The sequence below is a fragment of the uncultured Aquimarina sp. genome (assembly GCF_947496855.1).
Taxonomy (GTDB): Bacteria; Bacteroidota; Bacteroidia; order Flavobacteriales; family Flavobacteriaceae; genus Aquimarina.
Genome location: NZ_CANMED010000003.1, coordinates 117028 through 133779 on the forward strand (window position 1 = coordinate 117028; position 16752 = coordinate 133779).

Below are 16752 nucleotides of genomic sequence, written 5' to 3' on the forward strand. Positions count from 1 at the left end.
TATGTTATTTATACGGGTGTCACAAAACCTAAGCAATTCTCTTTGAGAGCCTTTCAATTTCTTTTGCTTTATTCTGACTTGGCTTTCCTGTTTCAACAAAGTGTTTCAAATCATTAGGAATGTGAATAAGTTGTTTGTTTAATTGCAGTTTCATCATAGGATTCATGATACTGCCAACCAAACCTTTAGTTTTTACTAAAAGATGCATGTTCACTTTTGTGCTTTGTGTGCTTATTTTGGTAAGTTGCCAGTTGTTGATAGCTGTATCCACAAAGAATGGAAAGCCTTCAACAACTTCGTATTCTAAGATGTAATAACTAGAGTCAAATTTTTTGATGACCTCTTTGATTGTACCCGAAGGTAATTCGCAAGCCCGATTGTTTGAAGGTGCTCCATTAATTGATGGTGGACCAAACGCTTTAGAATGATTTAAGCCCGATGCCCATTCGTAAGCATCGCCAAATTGATTACCTAATACTTCCCAAACTGCTTCTATTGGTTTGTTGATGATTATTTCTTTTTTAAATTCCACGTCAATAAATTTTATAGTATTAATGATTTACTGTTTTGATACAGGAAAGTATAATGTGTTACAAAACGACAAAGGCTACTCCGATATGGAGTAACCTTTGTAACTAGTTATAAGAAGCTTTTTGGCAGCTTATAACTTGAAATAACCAGAAAGTTTATTGTTATTTATAAGTTCATTAATAATTGTGTCTTTATCGAAGTCTTCTTTAACAGGATGCTCTTGAAATAATTTAGTGTAAGTCGAAGTGAAATCGTCTAAAGCTTCTTTATGTTTATGCTCAACAAAATCTTTTACCTTCGTTTTTGTTTTGATATTGAAAAGCATTTTTTCTTCATCTAAAACACCCATTTGTTTCAAAGCTTTTGCTTTTTTAGGACATCGACATGGGTTTTCTTTTTTTACTAGTCCGCATTTATTGTTCATGTAGTTAAACAAATCCTTACGGGCTCTATGAAGTTTTATCCTAAAATTTTGAGGACTTATACCAAAAATATCCGCTCCAAGCGTATGATCAATTCCAAAACTTGCTCCTATAATAAAAATTAAGCGCTGTTCTCTATTTAAACACATAATCATTCCACTCATACATTGAACTTGCATTTCTTTTGATAGCTCTTGGTAGCTTATTTCTTCCTCAATGCTTAATTCAGGATTTGGAACTTGGTCTAAGCGTTCTCCATAATTATCAAAATCAGAAAATTGCGCTTCGCCTTTTCTTCTTTTGGATTGTAAAAACTCGTTGACAACAATACGATAAAGCCATGTTCTAAATTTACTTTTAAAGTTGAATTGTCCTAATTTGGTAATTACTTTAATAAGAACTTCTTGGGTCAAATCCTGAGCGTCTACGGGATTGTGACACATTTTCCACGCCACGTGGTAAATAAATGGCTGATGAAAGTTTATAATGTCATTTAAGGCTTCTTTGTCGCCTTGTATGGCTTGTTTTACAAGACTTTGTTGTTCTGTATCTGAATATGATTTACTTAAAGGAAATTGCATAATTAAAGGATTTTCGATTTAGATACAGAATATTACAAAGTGTTACAAAAGTTCTTGGGTACTCAATTGGTTTTCTGAGCCTATGCCTAACACACGAGTATTGTTACTATTAATTATATCTAGTAGTATATGTAATTAATTACAAATACTTACAAACGTATCGTATTGCAACTCGTTTTCTTTGTAAGATTCTAAAAATTACGTCCTCATATTACAAAATGATATATTCTTACTGGCAATCGCTACTTACAAAATATTAGTAGTGATAGCGAGGCCGGTTTTTATAGATAAATAAAATCGTCAGGGTCAATAGTCACAATTTATGTTTTATACCTTGTTGCACACTGGCTTTATTCTTTTCGGTTTATTATTCTGTCAAATAATTTTAATTTATCAATTCCAAGTAATACCAAATAAGCAAATAAACTTAAGAAAAAGAAGGTTACCATAATTCGAAGATAAATCTTAACTGTCCATTCCAATGCTACTTTTACTCTCTGCATAGTTCCTATCTTCACTTCTTTGCCTTCTAAAAGAGAAAATTGGACTGTACAAAATTCATTTTCATCATCAAAATCTCCAAGACTAACACCAAGTCCTTGAAGTTGCTGTTCTATTTCGAGAATACGGTTTTCTAATCCCATATATTCATCTATTTTTCCACCTTTTGATTTTAATTCGATTAATGAGGTTCTGATTTTTTCTAATGATTGTTTTTTAGCATTTAGTTCCTTGTATTCATTTGTCTTATCTTTCTTTGTTATTTGCTTTGCTTGTACTTTACCAATTGTTATTAATTGACTATACAAATCGTCAAAATTTTCAGGAGGAACTCCAATTACTAGATTCAATTTTCGATATCCTTTGTTTCCACTTTTCTGCTCGAATTGGATTAATGCGTCAAGTTTTTTAATCGTTTCTCTAGATGATTTTTCTTCTTTTTCAAAGTTTGAAGATTTCGTTTTAATTTCTGCAATTTTTTCATACTTCTGGTCAACTTTTATTGCAGATTGATTTCTAGTACCTGATTTTACTTCATATTTCTTCGTTGCGTAGTTCCTTTTGGAGTTAGAAATATTATCAAAAAACTGAGATTGATTCGGTGTCTCATCAAATGTTTTTGTATAACCATACATCAGTCTGAAAATGAATAAAATTGCAAAAACTAATATTAGCCAAAGAATCAACTTTTTTAATCGTTTCTTAAATGATTGTTTCATATTTCAAATGTTTGTTTTGCTTGTGTATAATGTTCTCATATATGATTTGTTGCGTATTTTAAGTACTTAATTTAGTAAATACGGTGCTGTGGTGTTGTATTTTTTCAATTCGTTGTTATTTCGTAAGGTTTTTTGGAAATCCATATAGTGTAACTTTTTCCGTAAGTACTTCCACTCTTAATCATTAGCCGTATTCCACTCAAATCTTGTCCATTTACCGAATTAAAAATCATTGTCATTAGTATTATGAATGTCGTTTTTCTCATAAGCGCCACAACATGTTTGTGTATGACTTGTTACGTGAGCAACTAAGATAGCAAATTGCAGTAAAGACATTGTTAGCTTTGACATGAAAATAGAATTTATACTGTAACAAAACTTATACTGATTCGTCATTAAAATGTAATAAATTACTAAATTTATGAAACGTATTTTTTCTATTCTATTATTATTTATTTCAATAATTTTTATAAACTGTAAAAATCACACTTCTATAGATTCTTATATAAAAGAACTAGCAACAAAAGGTAATTTTAACGGAAACGTCTTAGTAGTTCTAAATGGAGAAAAAGTTTACGAAAATTCTTTTGGATTTTCAGATGGCTCTAAAACAGTAAAACTTAATAAAGAGTTCCGTTTTGATTTAGGTTCTGTATATAAAGAATTTCCAGCAGTTTCAATCATGCAACTTCAAGAAAAAGGATTAGTTAATTTAGAGGATAAAATAAATGTATATTTAAAAGATTTACCAAGTTGGGCATCAACAATTTCAATTAAAAATTTATTACAATACACAAGTGGTCTTCCAGAGGTTGAATGGGATAAATATTTTAAAATAGATGAACGAATTACTAATGAAAAAATTAAAGAAGATTTATTAAATATAAAAGAGTTAGAGTTTAAGCCAGGTACAGATTACTTATATACCAATCATAGTCCAATGTTATTGTCTCAAATTGTAGAAAAAATCACAAACCAAACTTTTAAAGAGTATGTTACTCAAAATTTATTCACTCCTTTTTCATTAAAAGATGCAATAATTCATCCACAAGCTCCATATTTAGATAAAAGCTTAATGGCTATTCCTTTTAATGATGATTATGAGGAAGATTCTTATAAAGTAACAATCTCAGGAGCTATTTTTAGTTTAACTGCAGATGATTTATATAATTGGATAGAAAACCTTCATTCTTATAAAATTATAAATCAAGAATCAATAAAATTCTTGTCTGAAGAAGCAGATTTTTTTGGAAATATTCAATCTCCTTTAGGTTCTGTAGAATGGGCAAAGAATAGAATTATTGAACATTCTCATCATGGTTCTGCTGGGAATTATGAATGTATTGTAAGAAGATTTAATAATGATAAAGATGTGTTAACTATTATAGTTCAAACAAATCAGAAACATGAAAATGTAGGTGATATTTCAGATGAAATCAAAAATATTTTAAAATTCAATTAAGTATTAAAAGGCTTATGTTAAATTTATTGTTTCAGAAATTCCTGTGAATCTGTTGTTAATAACTCTGAAAACTGACTTGAAGTACTTTGTGCAAAATTCCGTTGTCACCTTTTACAAAGTCGATAATTTAATTATTTTATTTTATAGGTTTTCTCCATTTTACATTTAAATTTAGGTGTTTTTTGCTTGTAGATAACCTGTTCGTATATGGTTAATTGCGTTGGTAAGCACTAAGCTAGTAAATAGAAAACGAACTAAAAGAAAATTCGCAGGATTTTCCTAGTACACTCAAACTAGCAATTAACTATATACGTCTTTGTTGAAGCTCGTTAAGTTTATCACTTTTTTATAAGCAAATTTCACACATTAGTTAACTAATTATTTAAGAGAAAATTAAGTAAATTTATTTGAAACTTATTTTTGTTTTCTGAATTGGTAAAAAACACATAACCTACCTTCTTTTCTAGATTAAGCATGTATAGTGCTGTATTACTTAAGTTATCACCTCCGTGAGAGTAATGGGTGCCATAACCAGATTCTTCAATACCAATTCCTAATCCATATTTCTGTTCTTTTGATCTTTCAGTTGCTAGTTTCCTTGATTGTATTTTTAATAGCTCTTTAAGACCGTTTTCTGATAATATTTTATTATTCATAATCGCCATTAAAAAATTTGAAAATTCTTTCGATTCTGTTTGTAGACTAGCCGATGCTTTAAAACCAGGATCTTTTGCACTGTTCCCATACCCTTTATTTAGTTTACCTCTAAAATGACCATTAGCACGATGATTTTCAATATAATCATTCCAAACAAAACTAGAATTTTTCATTTCTAGAGGTTTAAAAATAACTGTTTTAATCAAGCCTTGTAGTTCATTCTTTTCAACTCCTTTAAGATGAGCAATTACTTTAGCCAAATATTCATAACCTTCTCCTGAATATTGAAATTTAGTTCCCGGTTCAAATTGTATAGTAAGCTTCCTATCTGGATCATAATTGCCTTCTTTATCTAGAAATCTCCAATTAGGAAATCCACTCGTATGAGATAATACCATTCTAGCGGTAATTGCTTTATACCGCTCATCGTAAGCAATGTCTGGGTATTTCATATAGGTATATAGTGGTGTGTCCAAATCAAGAAGGCCATCGTCTATCATTTTCAAAGTAAAAAAACTGAACACTGTTTTAGACATAGAAGCAGCATCAAAAATGGTATAATCATCTACTTTCTCGTTGGTTTCATTATTTTTAACTCCTAATGCATTGTGATACACTATTTTATTATCATTAATAAATGCTATAGAAAGTCCTGGCATATTTAGTGAATCCATTTGATGTTTAATAAAGGCATCCATTTCAGATTTAGAGATAAGATTACCATTAAAAGATCGAATTGAATCTTGGTTTTTGGTCTTCTCATTTTCTGAACGATTCATTGTAACAATACCTATTTTTCCTTGTATTCTATTTATAGTTATAATTGAACCAGTCACATAAGATGGCATAGAAATTAATAATATTAATAAGGAAGTATAAAATAGATGTCTTGATTTTGATTTTTGTTGATGATTCATTTTTTCGTTTTTTTGATTGATGTTATATAATAATGTGTGCAGTTTAAAATACACATTTTAATTTTAACCATAATGGAACAGCATCACTTCCGTATTTGTCCATTAAGCCAAATAATGTAGCCTTTTCAGATTGACTAGAATATACGTATGCAATTCTACAACTTATCAATGGTGGTGCATTTTTACTCGCTCTGTAACTCGCTAATCGCATTTAAAGTATTCTTTTTGTCTTGTTCTAAATCGTTTACTACATATCTGAAAAATGTCTGTCTATCTTTGGGGTAATTCAATTCGTAATGAACAGGAACTCCAATGTTTTCGTAAAGTTTACCATTCTTATCTGTGTAAATTTCGTTTGAAACTGAAAAATACCATCCGTTTGGTAAAGTCTTTTGTAAAGCATCTGAAATTGCTCCATTTGTATGTGAGCCAATACGCTTTAAATTATTTAATTCCATTGAACTTAAAGCCATCATATCGGTTGCGCTTGCCGATTGTTGGGAAGTCATTAGGTAAACTGGTTTTGTATAAGGGTTTTTGGCAGGCTCTAAATAAATCGGTGTTTTTTTGGTGAAGTCATTATTGTGTCTTGCTTTTTTTACACCGATTTGTTTTTTATCAACGTTAAATCTTCTCAAAATTTCTAAGGCCACTACATCTTGACCACCACCATTAAAACGAACATCTATAATAATATGTTTTGTTTCTTTTAGGTCTTGCATTATTGTATCCATTAACTTACTTATTCCAATTACCTCTTCTGCAATTTGTTTTTCGTAATTCAAACTGTCAAATACGTCCATGTAAGTTGAAATATATCCGTTTTCTTTAACTAGACTATCATTTAAGTTCAAATCTGCATACAGAAACATTGTTTTAATTTGAATATAGCCGACATTGTTTTCCATCTTCCCCCATTTTATAAGCCACGAATCTTTGGTCAAATCCTCTTTAAGATAATAATCTGCAACAATTTCAGCAATCTCAAAATCGCCATATTCTTTTAATTCTTCCGTTTCTTCGTCTTCAATTTCAGACTGAATTTGACTCTCTGCCAATTCGTAAATTTCATCCGTTGGTTCTATTGAACCGTGGTTGTCTTTTAATCTTTCAATCATATCTTCCATCACTAAAAATAAGTTAACTTCCGTACTTTTTGAGTCGATTTTATTTTTTGCTTTTTTGTAAAGACTGTCCCAATCAACATTATTGAGGTCTAAATAAGCATAATGATTTTTGTAGGTATTTGCAAAAACCTCAAAATTATATGAGATGTCGTTTTTGTCTTTTAAATTTTCATGGCACAAGTCTGGAAACTTGTTTAATCTTACATAGCGATATTTGCTAAATCCACGTTCTATGGTAAGGGTATCATTTGAAATTTGTATTGAGTTTTTAACTTCTGAAATATCGCCTTCTTTTACAGGTAAACAAGAGACATCTGTTATGTCAAAATATTTATAAGTATTAGCGTCTATTTTAAGAATTTTTCCATAACCTATAGATTCCCAAATTCCTTTGATTGAGTTATTTTTATCGTTATTTGGTTTGCAACCAATTAATAAAATTAAAATTAGTAGAATAGCAGAAAGAGTAGCTTTAGTTCGCATAACATTATTTGATTTTCACTCTAAAGATTACATTTTTTTATGTTTGTTACAGTTTTTCTTAAATGCACCACAACATGCGGGGATATATTACTATTACATTTAGTACCGCTTGTTATTAATTATGAACGTATACTAAACAACATAAAAAACAACCATAATGCACAAAAACTATGATTGCTATATATTCTTACTCTTATTCACAGACTAGGGATGGCAGGATTTTTTATATTTTTCCATTAAGCGTTTTCAATCTATTCAGTTCGTCAAATTCTGCAACTAAAACTTTATTGTTTCTTAAGCCTTCAATTTTATTTTCTTGTATATTTATTTCAAAGCTTCGATCAATCAAATAGTTTTTAAAAGCTTCTTTATGGTTTAAATCTATTCCGCTAATTACTTGTGGGAAAGTAGTCAGAACCTTCTCCAATCTGTTTTCATCTACTTTTGGAATTTTATCACTTTTCAAGGTCAAAACCATTGTCCCCTGTCCATAGTTTGCGCAAAAATATGCATCTGCATTAAGAAGCCCGCTTGCAACTATTCCCATTTTATGCTCAAACCCTTCCTCTACACTAAAATGTCCTTTTGTAAATTCTTCAATTTGTTTTTCTTCTCCAGTTTTTTTCATATTTAATGAACCCATTAAAAGATTTTCAGGGATTCCACTTTTAGCGTTAGCCCATCCCCACATCCAAGAGTAATCATTGAAAGACAAGGATCCAATTACTTCTATAGGAAAATCAATATCTCCAAAAGATAAGGTTGCAGTATTTAGATCGATATTCCAAGCTAAACCTCCAGTTAAATCATTAAAATTCTGTTGTTTTTCAAAAGAAAGACCCGCATTCTGATTTACTAAGTCAATAAAATTTTTAAATTCATTCTTACTGATTAATGAAAAGTCGGATTGATTAATTTCAATATTAGTATTTTTCTTTTCAGGTTTTCCAAATAGTTTTTTAAATATACTCATAGGTTTTTTTTAATGTTCGCTAACATTTAACTATGTACAATACTAGAGCAAAAGTCAGAGATTTTTGGTCGATCACTATGCCTAAGTTTATGTTATCTTTTTATCTTTTCTAAAATACTAAATTTAAACCTTTGGCAACAAACTAAATAAAATAACTACTTTTCGTTTAAACCTAAACCCTGTTTTGTAGTATAGGTGTTGTTACGCCTTATTTCATTCTTTATTAATCTACCATCCAATAAGCTAACAATCCAGTCAATATTATTAGGTTAATTAAATATTTAATTGATTTCCGAATCATCATCTAATTTGTAAGGAACAGAAATAACTTTTCCGTTTTTCATTTCTACTTCATCTGCATCTTCACTTGCTAAATCAAGGGCTTTTTGCGTAAAAGGATTGTCAAGATTAAAGATATGACTCCAAGCGGGAGAATTGTGTGTTATATTGAATGCCAAACCTGTATTAATTTTTAGCTTATCTGTCAATATTTTAAAGGTTTCAACTACATTCGCTCCAGCTTTTCTTAGTTCAGAAATAAATTCATATATATCATCAGTTTCGTTTAGATACCTTTTCTATTTCGGTTTCTTTATCCTCCATAAATTTCTCTCAAATACATTACCATATGATGGTATCGTTACTATTGCATTTAGTGCCGTAACTCATTTTATTATTAAGATTCTAGAAATAATGTAAAACTCCTCATATTACAAAAGACAGTTTCACGGAAAACATCCTTAAATCCGTATATCTGAAGATAAAACAACGGCAACCCCTTGTAAAAAAGAGGTTTTTAGTTATAATCATTATAAATATGCAGGTTTAAGGTTGCGACTAGTACAAAACGCAACCTTAGGTATATAATTTATAAAATAACTTACTTAACAGGATATACTTCTTTGTTATGTTTTCTTACAAGTATCGCCACTATTCACAGAATATATTATAATCTTCTACTAATTCTTTTATTTCAAATTCTTCGTAAAGATTATTTTCTATGTATTGGATTATTTTTTTACAATCAGAAAAATAACTAATTGTTTTTTCCTTGAATTTTTCTAAAGATTCATCTGGAATATAAGTCACAGTTATTTCACCATTTCGAATAACGTAATATTGATTAACAAATTGAATATCTTTCTTTCTTGGTCTTCTTGGTGATATACTTGGATCAAGTATACGATTAGAGTAACTGATATTCTTTACTGTTCTCTTATATAGCTTAGATTTTCCATTGATAATTACTCTAAATAATTCTTTTTTGTTTTTAGTTATAGGAGCATATTCAAAAAATCCAGTTTCCGAGTTATAACTTCCATAAAATACTTTTCTAATTTCATCTTTCGTGAATTTTTTGACTTTTCCCTTTCTATTCTTTTTATAATAGACTTTAGAGCTACTTAGAGAAACTAATTTATTGGAAGGCATTGTCATTTTGACTATACCTTTTAATGTTTGCCCATTTTTTAAAACAACTTTTCCTTCCCTCCAATCATATTGGCCATTACATATTGAAAATGTAAGTATAGTGATAATTGAAATAATAATTTTTATCATAAAAAATGTTTAGTTAGCTACAATGGTTTTTGTACGAAACGTAACGTGTAAAAAGATGCTGATTTTTCCAGTACACACCAAACTGAAAATTTTATTTGCTTTTCAGAAGTAGTTGATAACAAGCAATTACTTACACCCCTGGTTAGCGGTTGTTTATTTCTGTCTTGATTTTATCATATCTTTTAAGCAGCGTTTTTAATTTAGCTTTTTTTGCACTTTCAATTAACTTATCTAATGCATTTAGATAAGCTACTTTTAAGGCTTCACTCTTGCTCGCGTTAATGTCTGGTACTACACCTACTCCTTCCCAGTCTGTTTTGGTTACAGGATGAATACTATATGAAATTGGAAGTTGTATAGCATACTTGTCGTTTAAGTCCAGGAAATTAATTGCGTGAGCTGCTCCGGCACTATTTTGTCCAACAATTTTTGCCTTTTCAAAATGCTTCATAGCATATGCGAATTGTTCTGCAAGAGAAAAGGTTTTTTCTCCTACTAAGATATATATTGGCTTATTTAAAAAGCGTTCTCCTTCAATTTTTTGAAAAGTAAATTTAGTACTTGTCTCTCCAGTAGGTCTATTATAGCTCGACATCCATAACGTGGGTTCTTCATTAAAGAAATAACTCCCGAGATAACTGTCAGTGGGGCTATAACCACCCTGATTCTCGGTTAAGTCAATTATTAATGCATCTGTGTTGGTTACGAATCTCATTGTGGCATCAATAGTTGGTTTTACCCACTCTAAGTTTTCCCAAAAATTAAGTTTTATATATCCGATGTTTCCCTCAAGTATTTCAACTTTCTCAAAGCCAAAATTCTCTTTTTTGGCATACCATAAATTCCAATCAATTTCCTCTTCATTATTCTCTACTTTCTGTTCATTCTCTAGTTCAGCTTGTTTTCTAAGCCTTTCACGTCTAGATTTTATTAGCTTAGGATTGTATTGAACTTTAAAATGTAGATCGTTAGTAATACCAACAAGACCTTCTGTTAAGACCTCTGCAAAATCTTTATATTCTTTTGTTTTATTATACTTATTAGTCAATTTTAAACTATCCAGTGAATTATTTATATATTTAACCTTATCAATAAAAACATAATTTGAGTCGATTAAGACTTTGATTCTTTCAAGCACATCATCCTTTTCAGTCTTTGATAAGGTTTTCTGAGAATATGTTGCACCTGGTGCTATTATTAGTAGTAATAAAAGGATTAAAAATTCTTTAATTCGCTTCACATTGTTTAATTTTAATTTGACGAACCCAAAAATATCTTTTTTAATCTTTTAAAAAGATTGAATGTATACAAACGTACATAGTTGTCGGTTTCTTAAAACAACCGCTAACGTTAAATGTAAAATGATTTTTGATACATTCTTGAGTAGTGTTATAGTTAGTTTTTATTTCCCGTCATATCGTTGTGGAACTTTAGGATCATCATAAAGCAGTAAATCATATTTATCCATCACATCAATGATTAGATTCATATCTTCTCCTTCTATTCCGTAACAGTCAAATCGAACGAACTGCTTTGTAGTAAATATTTGAAAAACTCCACTCCCATTTGGATTTTCATAATCAATATTACTTTCCTTCATTTTCCAGTCTGTAATTTCGATTTGAATGTCATTTAGAATTGAGTCAATTGGTAAATCTTCTAAACCATCTACGATTTCTTCTTCAGAACATTTTTTATACACTTCTTGATTCTTCAGATATGTATCTTTTTTGAGTTTCCAAAAATCTAAATCGTAACTCATTTTTATTTCGTTTTAATTAGCTAAAACCTGTTTACGTATCGTTAGTTGCGTTGGCTAGGACTAAGTTAGTAAACAAAAATGAATCAGAGGAAATTCTTTCGGAATTTCCAAGTAGGCGATAACCAAGCAATTAATTATACACGTATTGTAAAGCATATTATTCCAGTTTGGCAATTAATCCCCAACCGTTTGCTTTATCGATAACAACACAATGAAGTATGTTTTTACCTTTTTCTAGATTTAGATATAATTTGTTTGCATCACTATCTATATGGCCTTGGTATTGTATCCCTTTAGACCTAAATGCGTTATTGCCTTTAAAAATCGTTTCCCCATTTAAATAGACAATTATTTTATCGCTATAATCAAATGAAAATAACTTTACCTGATTGTTATTCGATTCAATAATGATTGAGGCCACAGAATAGACTTCTTTGTTTTTTTCGAAATTACCAGAAGATGCTTTTTCAATGTATTTTGAGAACGGAAGTAAACCAGATTTTTCGGTAGTTACAGTTGTGTATTCCTTTTTTGAAAAGTTGTCAAAGCTTAATTTCTCTTCAATAAAAGGTAGTGCTTTTGTAATATTCCATTGCGATATAATACTAGGCTCTATGTCATGTTTCTTTTCTTTTTTTGTTTGGCTAACTATATCTTTATTGGTGAATTTAAAATTTGAAAACCTATTGTTAAATAATGCAAATAGACCTATTTCTCCTTTATCATGTGTTGTTCTTAGGTTATCTACAGTAAGAACTTTTTCATCGTTAACAAAAACATCGGCATTATTATGGTTTACTTCAATACGTAAGGTGTTCCAGCCTTTATTTTTAAAGGTAACATTAGCTTGGTATTCTTTATATAATTGCCAGGTTAGTTCTTCGTTATAAGTTGGCGAGTATTGTATGGCATCGGCTTGATTGGATTTATGAAGCCTCATATAAACTTCTTCCATTGTTTTTTGTTGTTTTCTGAAAATTATACCAGCAAAACTTCTGTTTTTATTGGCATATACATCAACTTCTATAGATCCATTAGAGAATTGTTTGTTTTTAAGAATGGCTTTACCATTTAAAAGAATTGTTTCTCTAGAGTCAAATATTTCAAAAGTAGATGTTCCTTTGGCAATCTCCCAATTTGAATCACTCATAGAAACAACTGTCTCCTTGTTTTGGGAATAGGATAATTGTAAGTTTAGTAGAATGATAGACAAGTTGAAATAGAATAAATTTTTCATAGTATTATTGATTTTTAATACTTGCAAAGGTTGAGTTTTATTCTTGCTAAGAATATATCAATTTATAACAAATGACTATCATTTTGGTAATTTTTGCGGTACATATTTGGAGTGATGCCTTCAAGTCTATTGAAAAAACGTGTAAGATTATTGGCTTCACTAAAATTTAGAGCATCTGCAATTTCAGAAATAGTTTTATTAGAATAGCATAACTCCATTTTAATTTCTTGTAGTAATCTAAAATGAATGATCTCCTTAGAAGTGCAGCCAAAATACTCTTTTATAACTTTGTTTAATTGATGCCTCGAGATACTCAGAATTTTACAATACTCCTCTACAGAATGAAATTTCCGGATATTTAACTCTAATTTTTCCTTAAAGTTATAAATAGCTGAATCTGCTTGTGTTTCAGGAGAAAGTTTGTAATGTTTTGAAAATAGCCTATTTAATTTTGATAAAGAGAAGTATAGAAGTGATCTTATAATATGAAGGCTATCATTTTGGAAATTATTTATTTCAGATATAATTTCATTTAGCGCAAATTGAATTTTATCATATTCTTCTTTTGGTAACTGTAAATATTGAGGGTGTTTCGAATTGTAAAAATATTGAAGTCTGTAAACAAATAGCTTATCATCAAAAAAATGAGATAAGAAGTCATTTTGAAAAACAAGATGAAACCCTTTAATTTCGGAAAGGTCTATTTCACAGCTCTTTTTTTGGTAAGGAGAAATAAAAAAAAAGGTGTTTTCTGCAATGCTTAATGTGTGCCCATTTAATTGAATAAGTCCTTTTGCATTTTCGAAAATAAAAATTTCAAAAAAGTTGGTTGTATGTGGAGAAGCTTCAAAAAAAACGTTAGGGTTTGTTTCGAATTTATGTAAATCCATTAGAAGCTCAAATCCATATTTTTCTTTTTCAAAAAGGAATGTACGCAATTTATATTTTTGTTTAGTTTGAGTTATATTATATGCTTTATGTTATTGTGTATGGTTGGTTGCGTGGTTAAACAACTAATTTAGTAAACAAATCATTGATAGAATATTCCGTAGGCATGTTCATAAGCCAGCAATGACCTAGCAATTAATTATACACGGCTTAAGTTTACAATCTATTAAATTAGATATATAAACGGAAAGCACAAAAGACAGGAATAAGGTTAATATACACGCAGAATATAAAAGTGCTCTAGTGAAAAAATAATACATTTTTACTTGTTTTTTTACCACAATACTTTGTTGCCACACGTTTTTATTCGTCTATCTTTTTAAATTCCACCTTAGCTTTTGCTTTTCCGGTTGAATTTGTATCCAAATACAATTCAAACCCTTTAATCAGTTTTACTTTTTTTATTTCGCCTTTTTTAATTGTTATAGTTTCTATAATTTTTCTATTCTGTTGCGTTCTAATAGAAAACTCCCTTTTTCCAGTATTTTCAATTACTGCATAGCAATTTTGTCCATCGTAAGGGTTTTTCATTGCATCTTGTCCAGGTCCTTTTCCTGTTATAGACATACTTTGGGAAGGTTTCAATTCAAATTCAGATTGGGCAAGCGTTTCGTATTGAGCAAAGAATATCAAACAAAGTATTAAAATCAGCTTTTTCATTTTTTAATATTTTTTATGTTTTTCAAAATATTTATTAACGTGTTCATGTATCGTTAGTTCCATGTAAAAAGACACTACATTTCGAGTTCAGCACAGAGTCAATTTTTTATATTTTGTTTTAAAGCCAAATTAAAAATTTGGCGGCCTTTATAAATAAAAACAAACCTTTCGGTTTAGCACTTATTAGCTATGTTTCATACACCAGGTTGTAGCGTCGTTATTTTACGTGTCCAATTCCAAATCCCATATCTTCAATTTTATATAAGTGATTATGGTCGTGCATTAATAAATGTCTTAGCATTATATATGGTGTGTAAGTCTTATACTCTGGGTGAATGGCTAATTTATTCCAATCATTCGAGTTAAATTCTTTTGCTAATTCAATTGTTCTTTGTCGAATTTCAAAAAAGTCATTTATAGCCTTTTTAAGGTCTAATTTTATAAAAAAATCTTCATCAAAATTATCTCCAGATAGTGGTTCAAATGTTGGTTTTTCTTCTTGTCTAAAATCGTTAAGTCTTTTTTGAAATCCATAACTGTCTCCAATTGCTATATGGGTTGCATGTTCATGAATTGACCACTTACCTTTGACAATTTTCTCTTTATAAAGTTCAGAGTCAATTTCAGTAATTAATTCTTTCAATAATCTTGGCGTTTCACTTAACGCGTTTAATATTGTTTCAATTTCTCTTTTCATTTTTCTCTAATAAGCTACAATGTCTCTTGTATGTTACGTTTGCTACTTTCGGGAAGCAAATGGCTACACAAAATGTTATACCTATTTTATTTTTTCTTTTAATAATTAATGCTAACCACTAGTCTTAGATTAGCTATAGCGGGTTTTAATAATGTTTATTTTGTATTAGTAAAAGTTTTACTTTATAGCTATTACAGCACTTGTATTTCCAGTCAAATGCATCGTAGAAACTTGTAAAAACCCTATTTCACTCGCCCAGACATTGAAGTCAGCTGCGGTAAAATCAAAGCCTTCAGGTGTTTCCATTAACATTTGTAACGACATCATTAGACCAAATGCATTTGTTCTTCTATTATCATCAATGATATTTTCAATTACAATTAATGCTCCTCCATTTGGTAAAGCATCATAGGCCTTTTTGATAAGCATTTTCTTGTCTTCTAATCCCCAGTTATGAAGAATGTTCCCCATTGTAATAACATCAGATTTTGGTAATTCGTCTTTAAAAAAATCCCCTGGTTGAAATGATACGCTATCGCTTAATTCATTAGATAAAATATTTTCTTTTGCAAGAATTTCCAATGGTGGTAAGTCAAAGGTGATGGTTTTCATATGACTATTATTTCGAGCTACTTGTATGGCTAGGTGCCCAGAAGAACCTCCTATATCACAAAGTGTTTTGTAATTTGAAAAATCAAATTTTTGGGATAACATCTTAAAATTGGAACTTTGAAGACCTTCCATAGCTTTTAAAAATTCTTTCAATTTTTGTTGGTCAGCATATATATCTTCAAAAATTGGAGCTCCTCCATTTTTTAACTCATTCTGTGGTGCGCCTGTTTTTAATCCTTCTTCTAATGAGTTCCAAAAGCCATATAACCTATTATTTGATAGTTCAAGCATACCACCAACATAGCTCGGCTTCTCTTTGTCAAGAAATAGATTGGTCTCCTCGGTATTGGCGTATACAGCAGATGCTTTTATTCCTGTTCTTTTTAAGAAATTTAGGGCAACTAAAGCATCCAAAAAATCATAAAGACCTCTCTGATGTAAACCTAATTTTTCCTTAATACCCTGTCCGGATAATTCTTCTTTCGCTAAAAGGGTAAATAAACTCATATTAACTGCTGATAGCAATATTTTTGAAGCCCAAAATCCTAATCCAACTTGCATGATTTTAGAAGGATCTAATTGCTTTTTACTTACCGTTTTACTTTCCATAATAATTATTTGTTTTCTTAATTTTTGATAACGGCTAGGCTATGGTTAGTACGGGAATTAAAATTACTGAATTTCTGATTAAGCACTTAGCCAAATCTTTTTATTTTGTTTTATCTTTTCCTCGCCGCCGCTAGTTTGCAACTAGTGTGCAACACAAACCTATGTTAGACAATATAGCAAAACAACCATAATACACAAAAGTTTATGGTTGTTATATATTCTTACAGTTTTCTGAGTATAAAGGGTCTTTACACCCGACAAAAAAATCCAAGTCAACTAACTTGGATTTTTCTT

General features: G+C 29.9%; 18 protein-coding genes. 1 reads left to right on the top strand and 17 read right to left on the bottom strand.

All coding sequences use genetic code 11. The features are described from left to right. Nucleotides 1-28: 28 nt before the first annotated feature. The 4 genes from Q0921_RS09995 to Q0921_RS10010 all read right to left on the bottom strand — a co-directional run bounded on the left by Q0921_RS09995 (nt 29) and on the right by Q0921_RS10010 (nt 3105). Nucleotides 29-532: an SRPBCC family protein gene (locus tag Q0921_RS09995; RefSeq protein WP_299256336.1), complete on the bottom strand. Its 504-nt coding sequence runs from the start codon at nt 530-532 to the stop codon at nt 29-31. Nucleotides 533-661: 129 nt separating this feature from the next. Further along, nucleotides 662-1534, bottom strand: coding sequence for a sigma-70 family RNA polymerase sigma factor (locus Q0921_RS10000; RefSeq protein WP_299256338.1), 873 nt, complete (start codon nt 1532-1534; stop codon nt 662-664). Between the two features lie 350 nt (nt 1535-1884). Then, complete coding sequence (locus tag Q0921_RS10005; protein ID WP_299256340.1) at nt 1885-2754, bottom strand: DUF4349 domain-containing protein; 870 nt, start codon at nt 2752-2754, stop codon at nt 1885-1887. Nucleotides 2755-2976: 222 nt separating this feature from the next. Beyond that, complete coding sequence (locus Q0921_RS10010) at nt 2977-3105, bottom strand: hypothetical protein (RefSeq protein WP_299256342.1); 129 nt, start codon at nt 3103-3105, stop codon at nt 2977-2979. A gap of 70 nt (nt 3106-3175) precedes the next feature. On the opposite strand from Q0921_RS10010, the gene Q0921_RS10015 reads away from it, so the two are divergent. Beyond that, nucleotides 3176-4216, top strand: a complete 1041-nt coding sequence (locus tag Q0921_RS10015; RefSeq protein ID WP_299256344.1) for a serine hydrolase — start codon at nt 3176-3178, stop codon at nt 4214-4216. Between the two features lie 374 nt (nt 4217-4590). Here the strand turns inward: Q0921_RS10015 and Q0921_RS10020 are convergent, their stop codons facing one another. The 13 genes from Q0921_RS10020 to Q0921_RS10080 all read right to left on the bottom strand — a co-directional run bounded on the left by Q0921_RS10020 (nt 4591) and on the right by Q0921_RS10080 (nt 16458). Beyond that, nucleotides 4591-5790: a serine hydrolase gene (locus Q0921_RS10020; RefSeq protein ID WP_299256346.1), complete on the bottom strand. Its 1200-nt coding sequence runs from the start codon at nt 5788-5790 to the stop codon at nt 4591-4593. Nucleotides 5791-5833: 43 nt separating this feature from the next. Next, nucleotides 5834-6001 (bottom strand): hypothetical protein, encoded by a 168-nt coding sequence (locus tag Q0921_RS10025; RefSeq protein ID WP_299256348.1) that lies wholly within the window; start codon nt 5999-6001, stop codon nt 5834-5836. Further along, nucleotides 5973-7400, bottom strand: a complete 1428-nt coding sequence (locus tag Q0921_RS10030; protein ID WP_299256350.1) for a S41 family peptidase — start codon at nt 7398-7400, stop codon at nt 5973-5975. Before Q0921_RS10030 ends, Q0921_RS10025 begins: the two co-directional genes overlap by 29 nt. Nucleotides 7401-7623: 223 nt before the next feature. After that, nucleotides 7624-8373 carry a DUF6882 domain-containing protein gene (locus Q0921_RS10035; RefSeq protein ID WP_299256352.1) on the bottom strand — a complete coding sequence of 250 codons (750 nt, stop codon included), beginning with the start codon at nt 8371-8373 and terminating at the stop codon, nt 7624-7626. Nucleotides 8374-8654: 281 nt separating this feature from the next. Beyond that, on the bottom strand, nt 8655-8861 hold the full coding sequence (locus Q0921_RS10040) for a hypothetical protein (protein ID WP_299256354.1): 207 nt from the start codon (nt 8859-8861) through the stop codon (nt 8655-8657). A 442-nt stretch (nt 8862-9303) separates the two neighbouring features. Beyond that, the gene (locus tag Q0921_RS10045) at nt 9304-9933 is read right to left on the bottom strand and encodes a hypothetical protein (RefSeq protein ID WP_299256356.1); all 630 of its coding nucleotides are present in this window, start codon (nt 9931-9933) and stop codon (nt 9304-9306) included. A gap of 142 nt (nt 9934-10075) precedes the next feature. Next, a complete protein-coding gene (locus Q0921_RS10050; RefSeq protein WP_299256358.1) occupies nt 10076-11173 on the bottom strand; it encodes a S41 family peptidase in 1098 nt (365 codons plus the stop codon). A gap of 162 nt (nt 11174-11335) precedes the next feature. Next, entirely contained in the window at nt 11336-11695 is a 360-nt protein-coding gene (locus Q0921_RS10055) for a hypothetical protein (RefSeq protein ID WP_299256360.1), read from the bottom strand. A 157-nt stretch (nt 11696-11852) separates the two neighbouring features. Next, entirely contained in the window at nt 11853-12932 is a 1080-nt protein-coding gene (locus Q0921_RS10060; protein ID WP_299256362.1) for a family 16 glycoside hydrolase, read from the bottom strand. A gap of 62 nt (nt 12933-12994) precedes the next feature. Beyond that, nucleotides 12995-13870 carry an AraC family transcriptional regulator gene (locus Q0921_RS10065; RefSeq protein WP_299256364.1) on the bottom strand — a complete coding sequence of 292 codons (876 nt, stop codon included), beginning with the start codon at nt 13868-13870 and terminating at the stop codon, nt 12995-12997. 313 nt (nt 13871-14183) lie between these two features. Next, nucleotides 14184-14540, bottom strand: a complete 357-nt coding sequence (locus Q0921_RS10070) for a hypothetical protein (protein ID WP_299256366.1) — start codon at nt 14538-14540, stop codon at nt 14184-14186. A 217-nt stretch (nt 14541-14757) separates the two neighbouring features. Next, nucleotides 14758-15237, bottom strand: coding sequence for a DinB family protein (locus Q0921_RS10075; protein ID WP_299256368.1), 480 nt, complete (start codon nt 15235-15237; stop codon nt 14758-14760). A 177-nt stretch (nt 15238-15414) separates the two neighbouring features. Further along, entirely contained in the window at nt 15415-16458 is a 1044-nt protein-coding gene (locus Q0921_RS10080) for a methyltransferase (protein WP_299256369.1), read from the bottom strand. Nucleotides 16459-16752: the final 294 nt, after the last annotated feature.

What these genes read in the sequence shown, in the direction of transcription:
- Q0921_RS10000 (WP_299256338.1), bottom strand. Translation starts at nt 1,534, where the DNA reads ATGCAATTTCCTTTAAGTAAATCATATTCAGATACAGAACAACAAAGT.
- Q0921_RS10025 (WP_299256348.1), bottom strand. Translation starts at nt 6,001, where the DNA reads ATGCGATTAGCGAGTTACAGAGCGAGTAAAAATGCACCACCATTGATA.
- Q0921_RS10030 (WP_299256350.1), bottom strand. Translation starts at nt 7,400, where the DNA reads ATGCGAACTAAAGCTACTCTTTCTGCTATTCTACTAATTTTAATTTTA.
- Q0921_RS10020 (WP_299256346.1), bottom strand. Translation starts at nt 5,790, where the DNA reads ATGAATCATCAACAAAAATCAAAATCAAGACATCTATTTTATACTTCC.
- Q0921_RS10060 (WP_299256362.1), bottom strand. Translation starts at nt 12,932, where the DNA reads ATGAAAAATTTATTCTATTTCAACTTGTCTATCATTCTACTAAACTTA.
- Q0921_RS10080 (WP_299256369.1), bottom strand. Translation starts at nt 16,458, where the DNA reads ATGGAAAGTAAAACGGTAAGTAAAAAGCAATTAGATCCTTCTAAAATC.
- Q0921_RS10045 (WP_299256356.1), bottom strand. Translation starts at nt 9,933, where the DNA reads ATGATAAAAATTATTATTTCAATTATCACTATACTTACATTTTCAATA.
- Q0921_RS10015 (WP_299256344.1), top strand. Translation starts at nt 3,176, where the DNA reads ATGAAACGTATTTTTTCTATTCTATTATTATTTATTTCAATAATTTTT.
- Q0921_RS10035 (WP_299256352.1), bottom strand. Translation starts at nt 8,373, where the DNA reads ATGAGTATATTTAAAAAACTATTTGGAAAACCTGAAAAGAAAAATACT.
- Q0921_RS10055 (WP_299256360.1), bottom strand. Translation starts at nt 11,695, where the DNA reads ATGAGTTACGATTTAGATTTTTGGAAACTCAAAAAAGATACATATCTG.
- Q0921_RS10070 (WP_299256366.1), bottom strand. Translation starts at nt 14,540, where the DNA reads ATGAAAAAGCTGATTTTAATACTTTGTTTGATATTCTTTGCTCAATAC.
- Q0921_RS10010 (WP_299256342.1), bottom strand. Translation starts at nt 3,105, where the DNA reads ATGTCAAAGCTAACAATGTCTTTACTGCAATTTGCTATCTTAGTTGCT.
- Q0921_RS10075 (WP_299256368.1), bottom strand. Translation starts at nt 15,237, where the DNA reads ATGAAAAGAGAAATTGAAACAATATTAAACGCGTTAAGTGAAACGCCA.
- Q0921_RS10005 (WP_299256340.1), bottom strand. Translation starts at nt 2,754, where the DNA reads ATGAAACAATCATTTAAGAAACGATTAAAAAAGTTGATTCTTTGGCTA.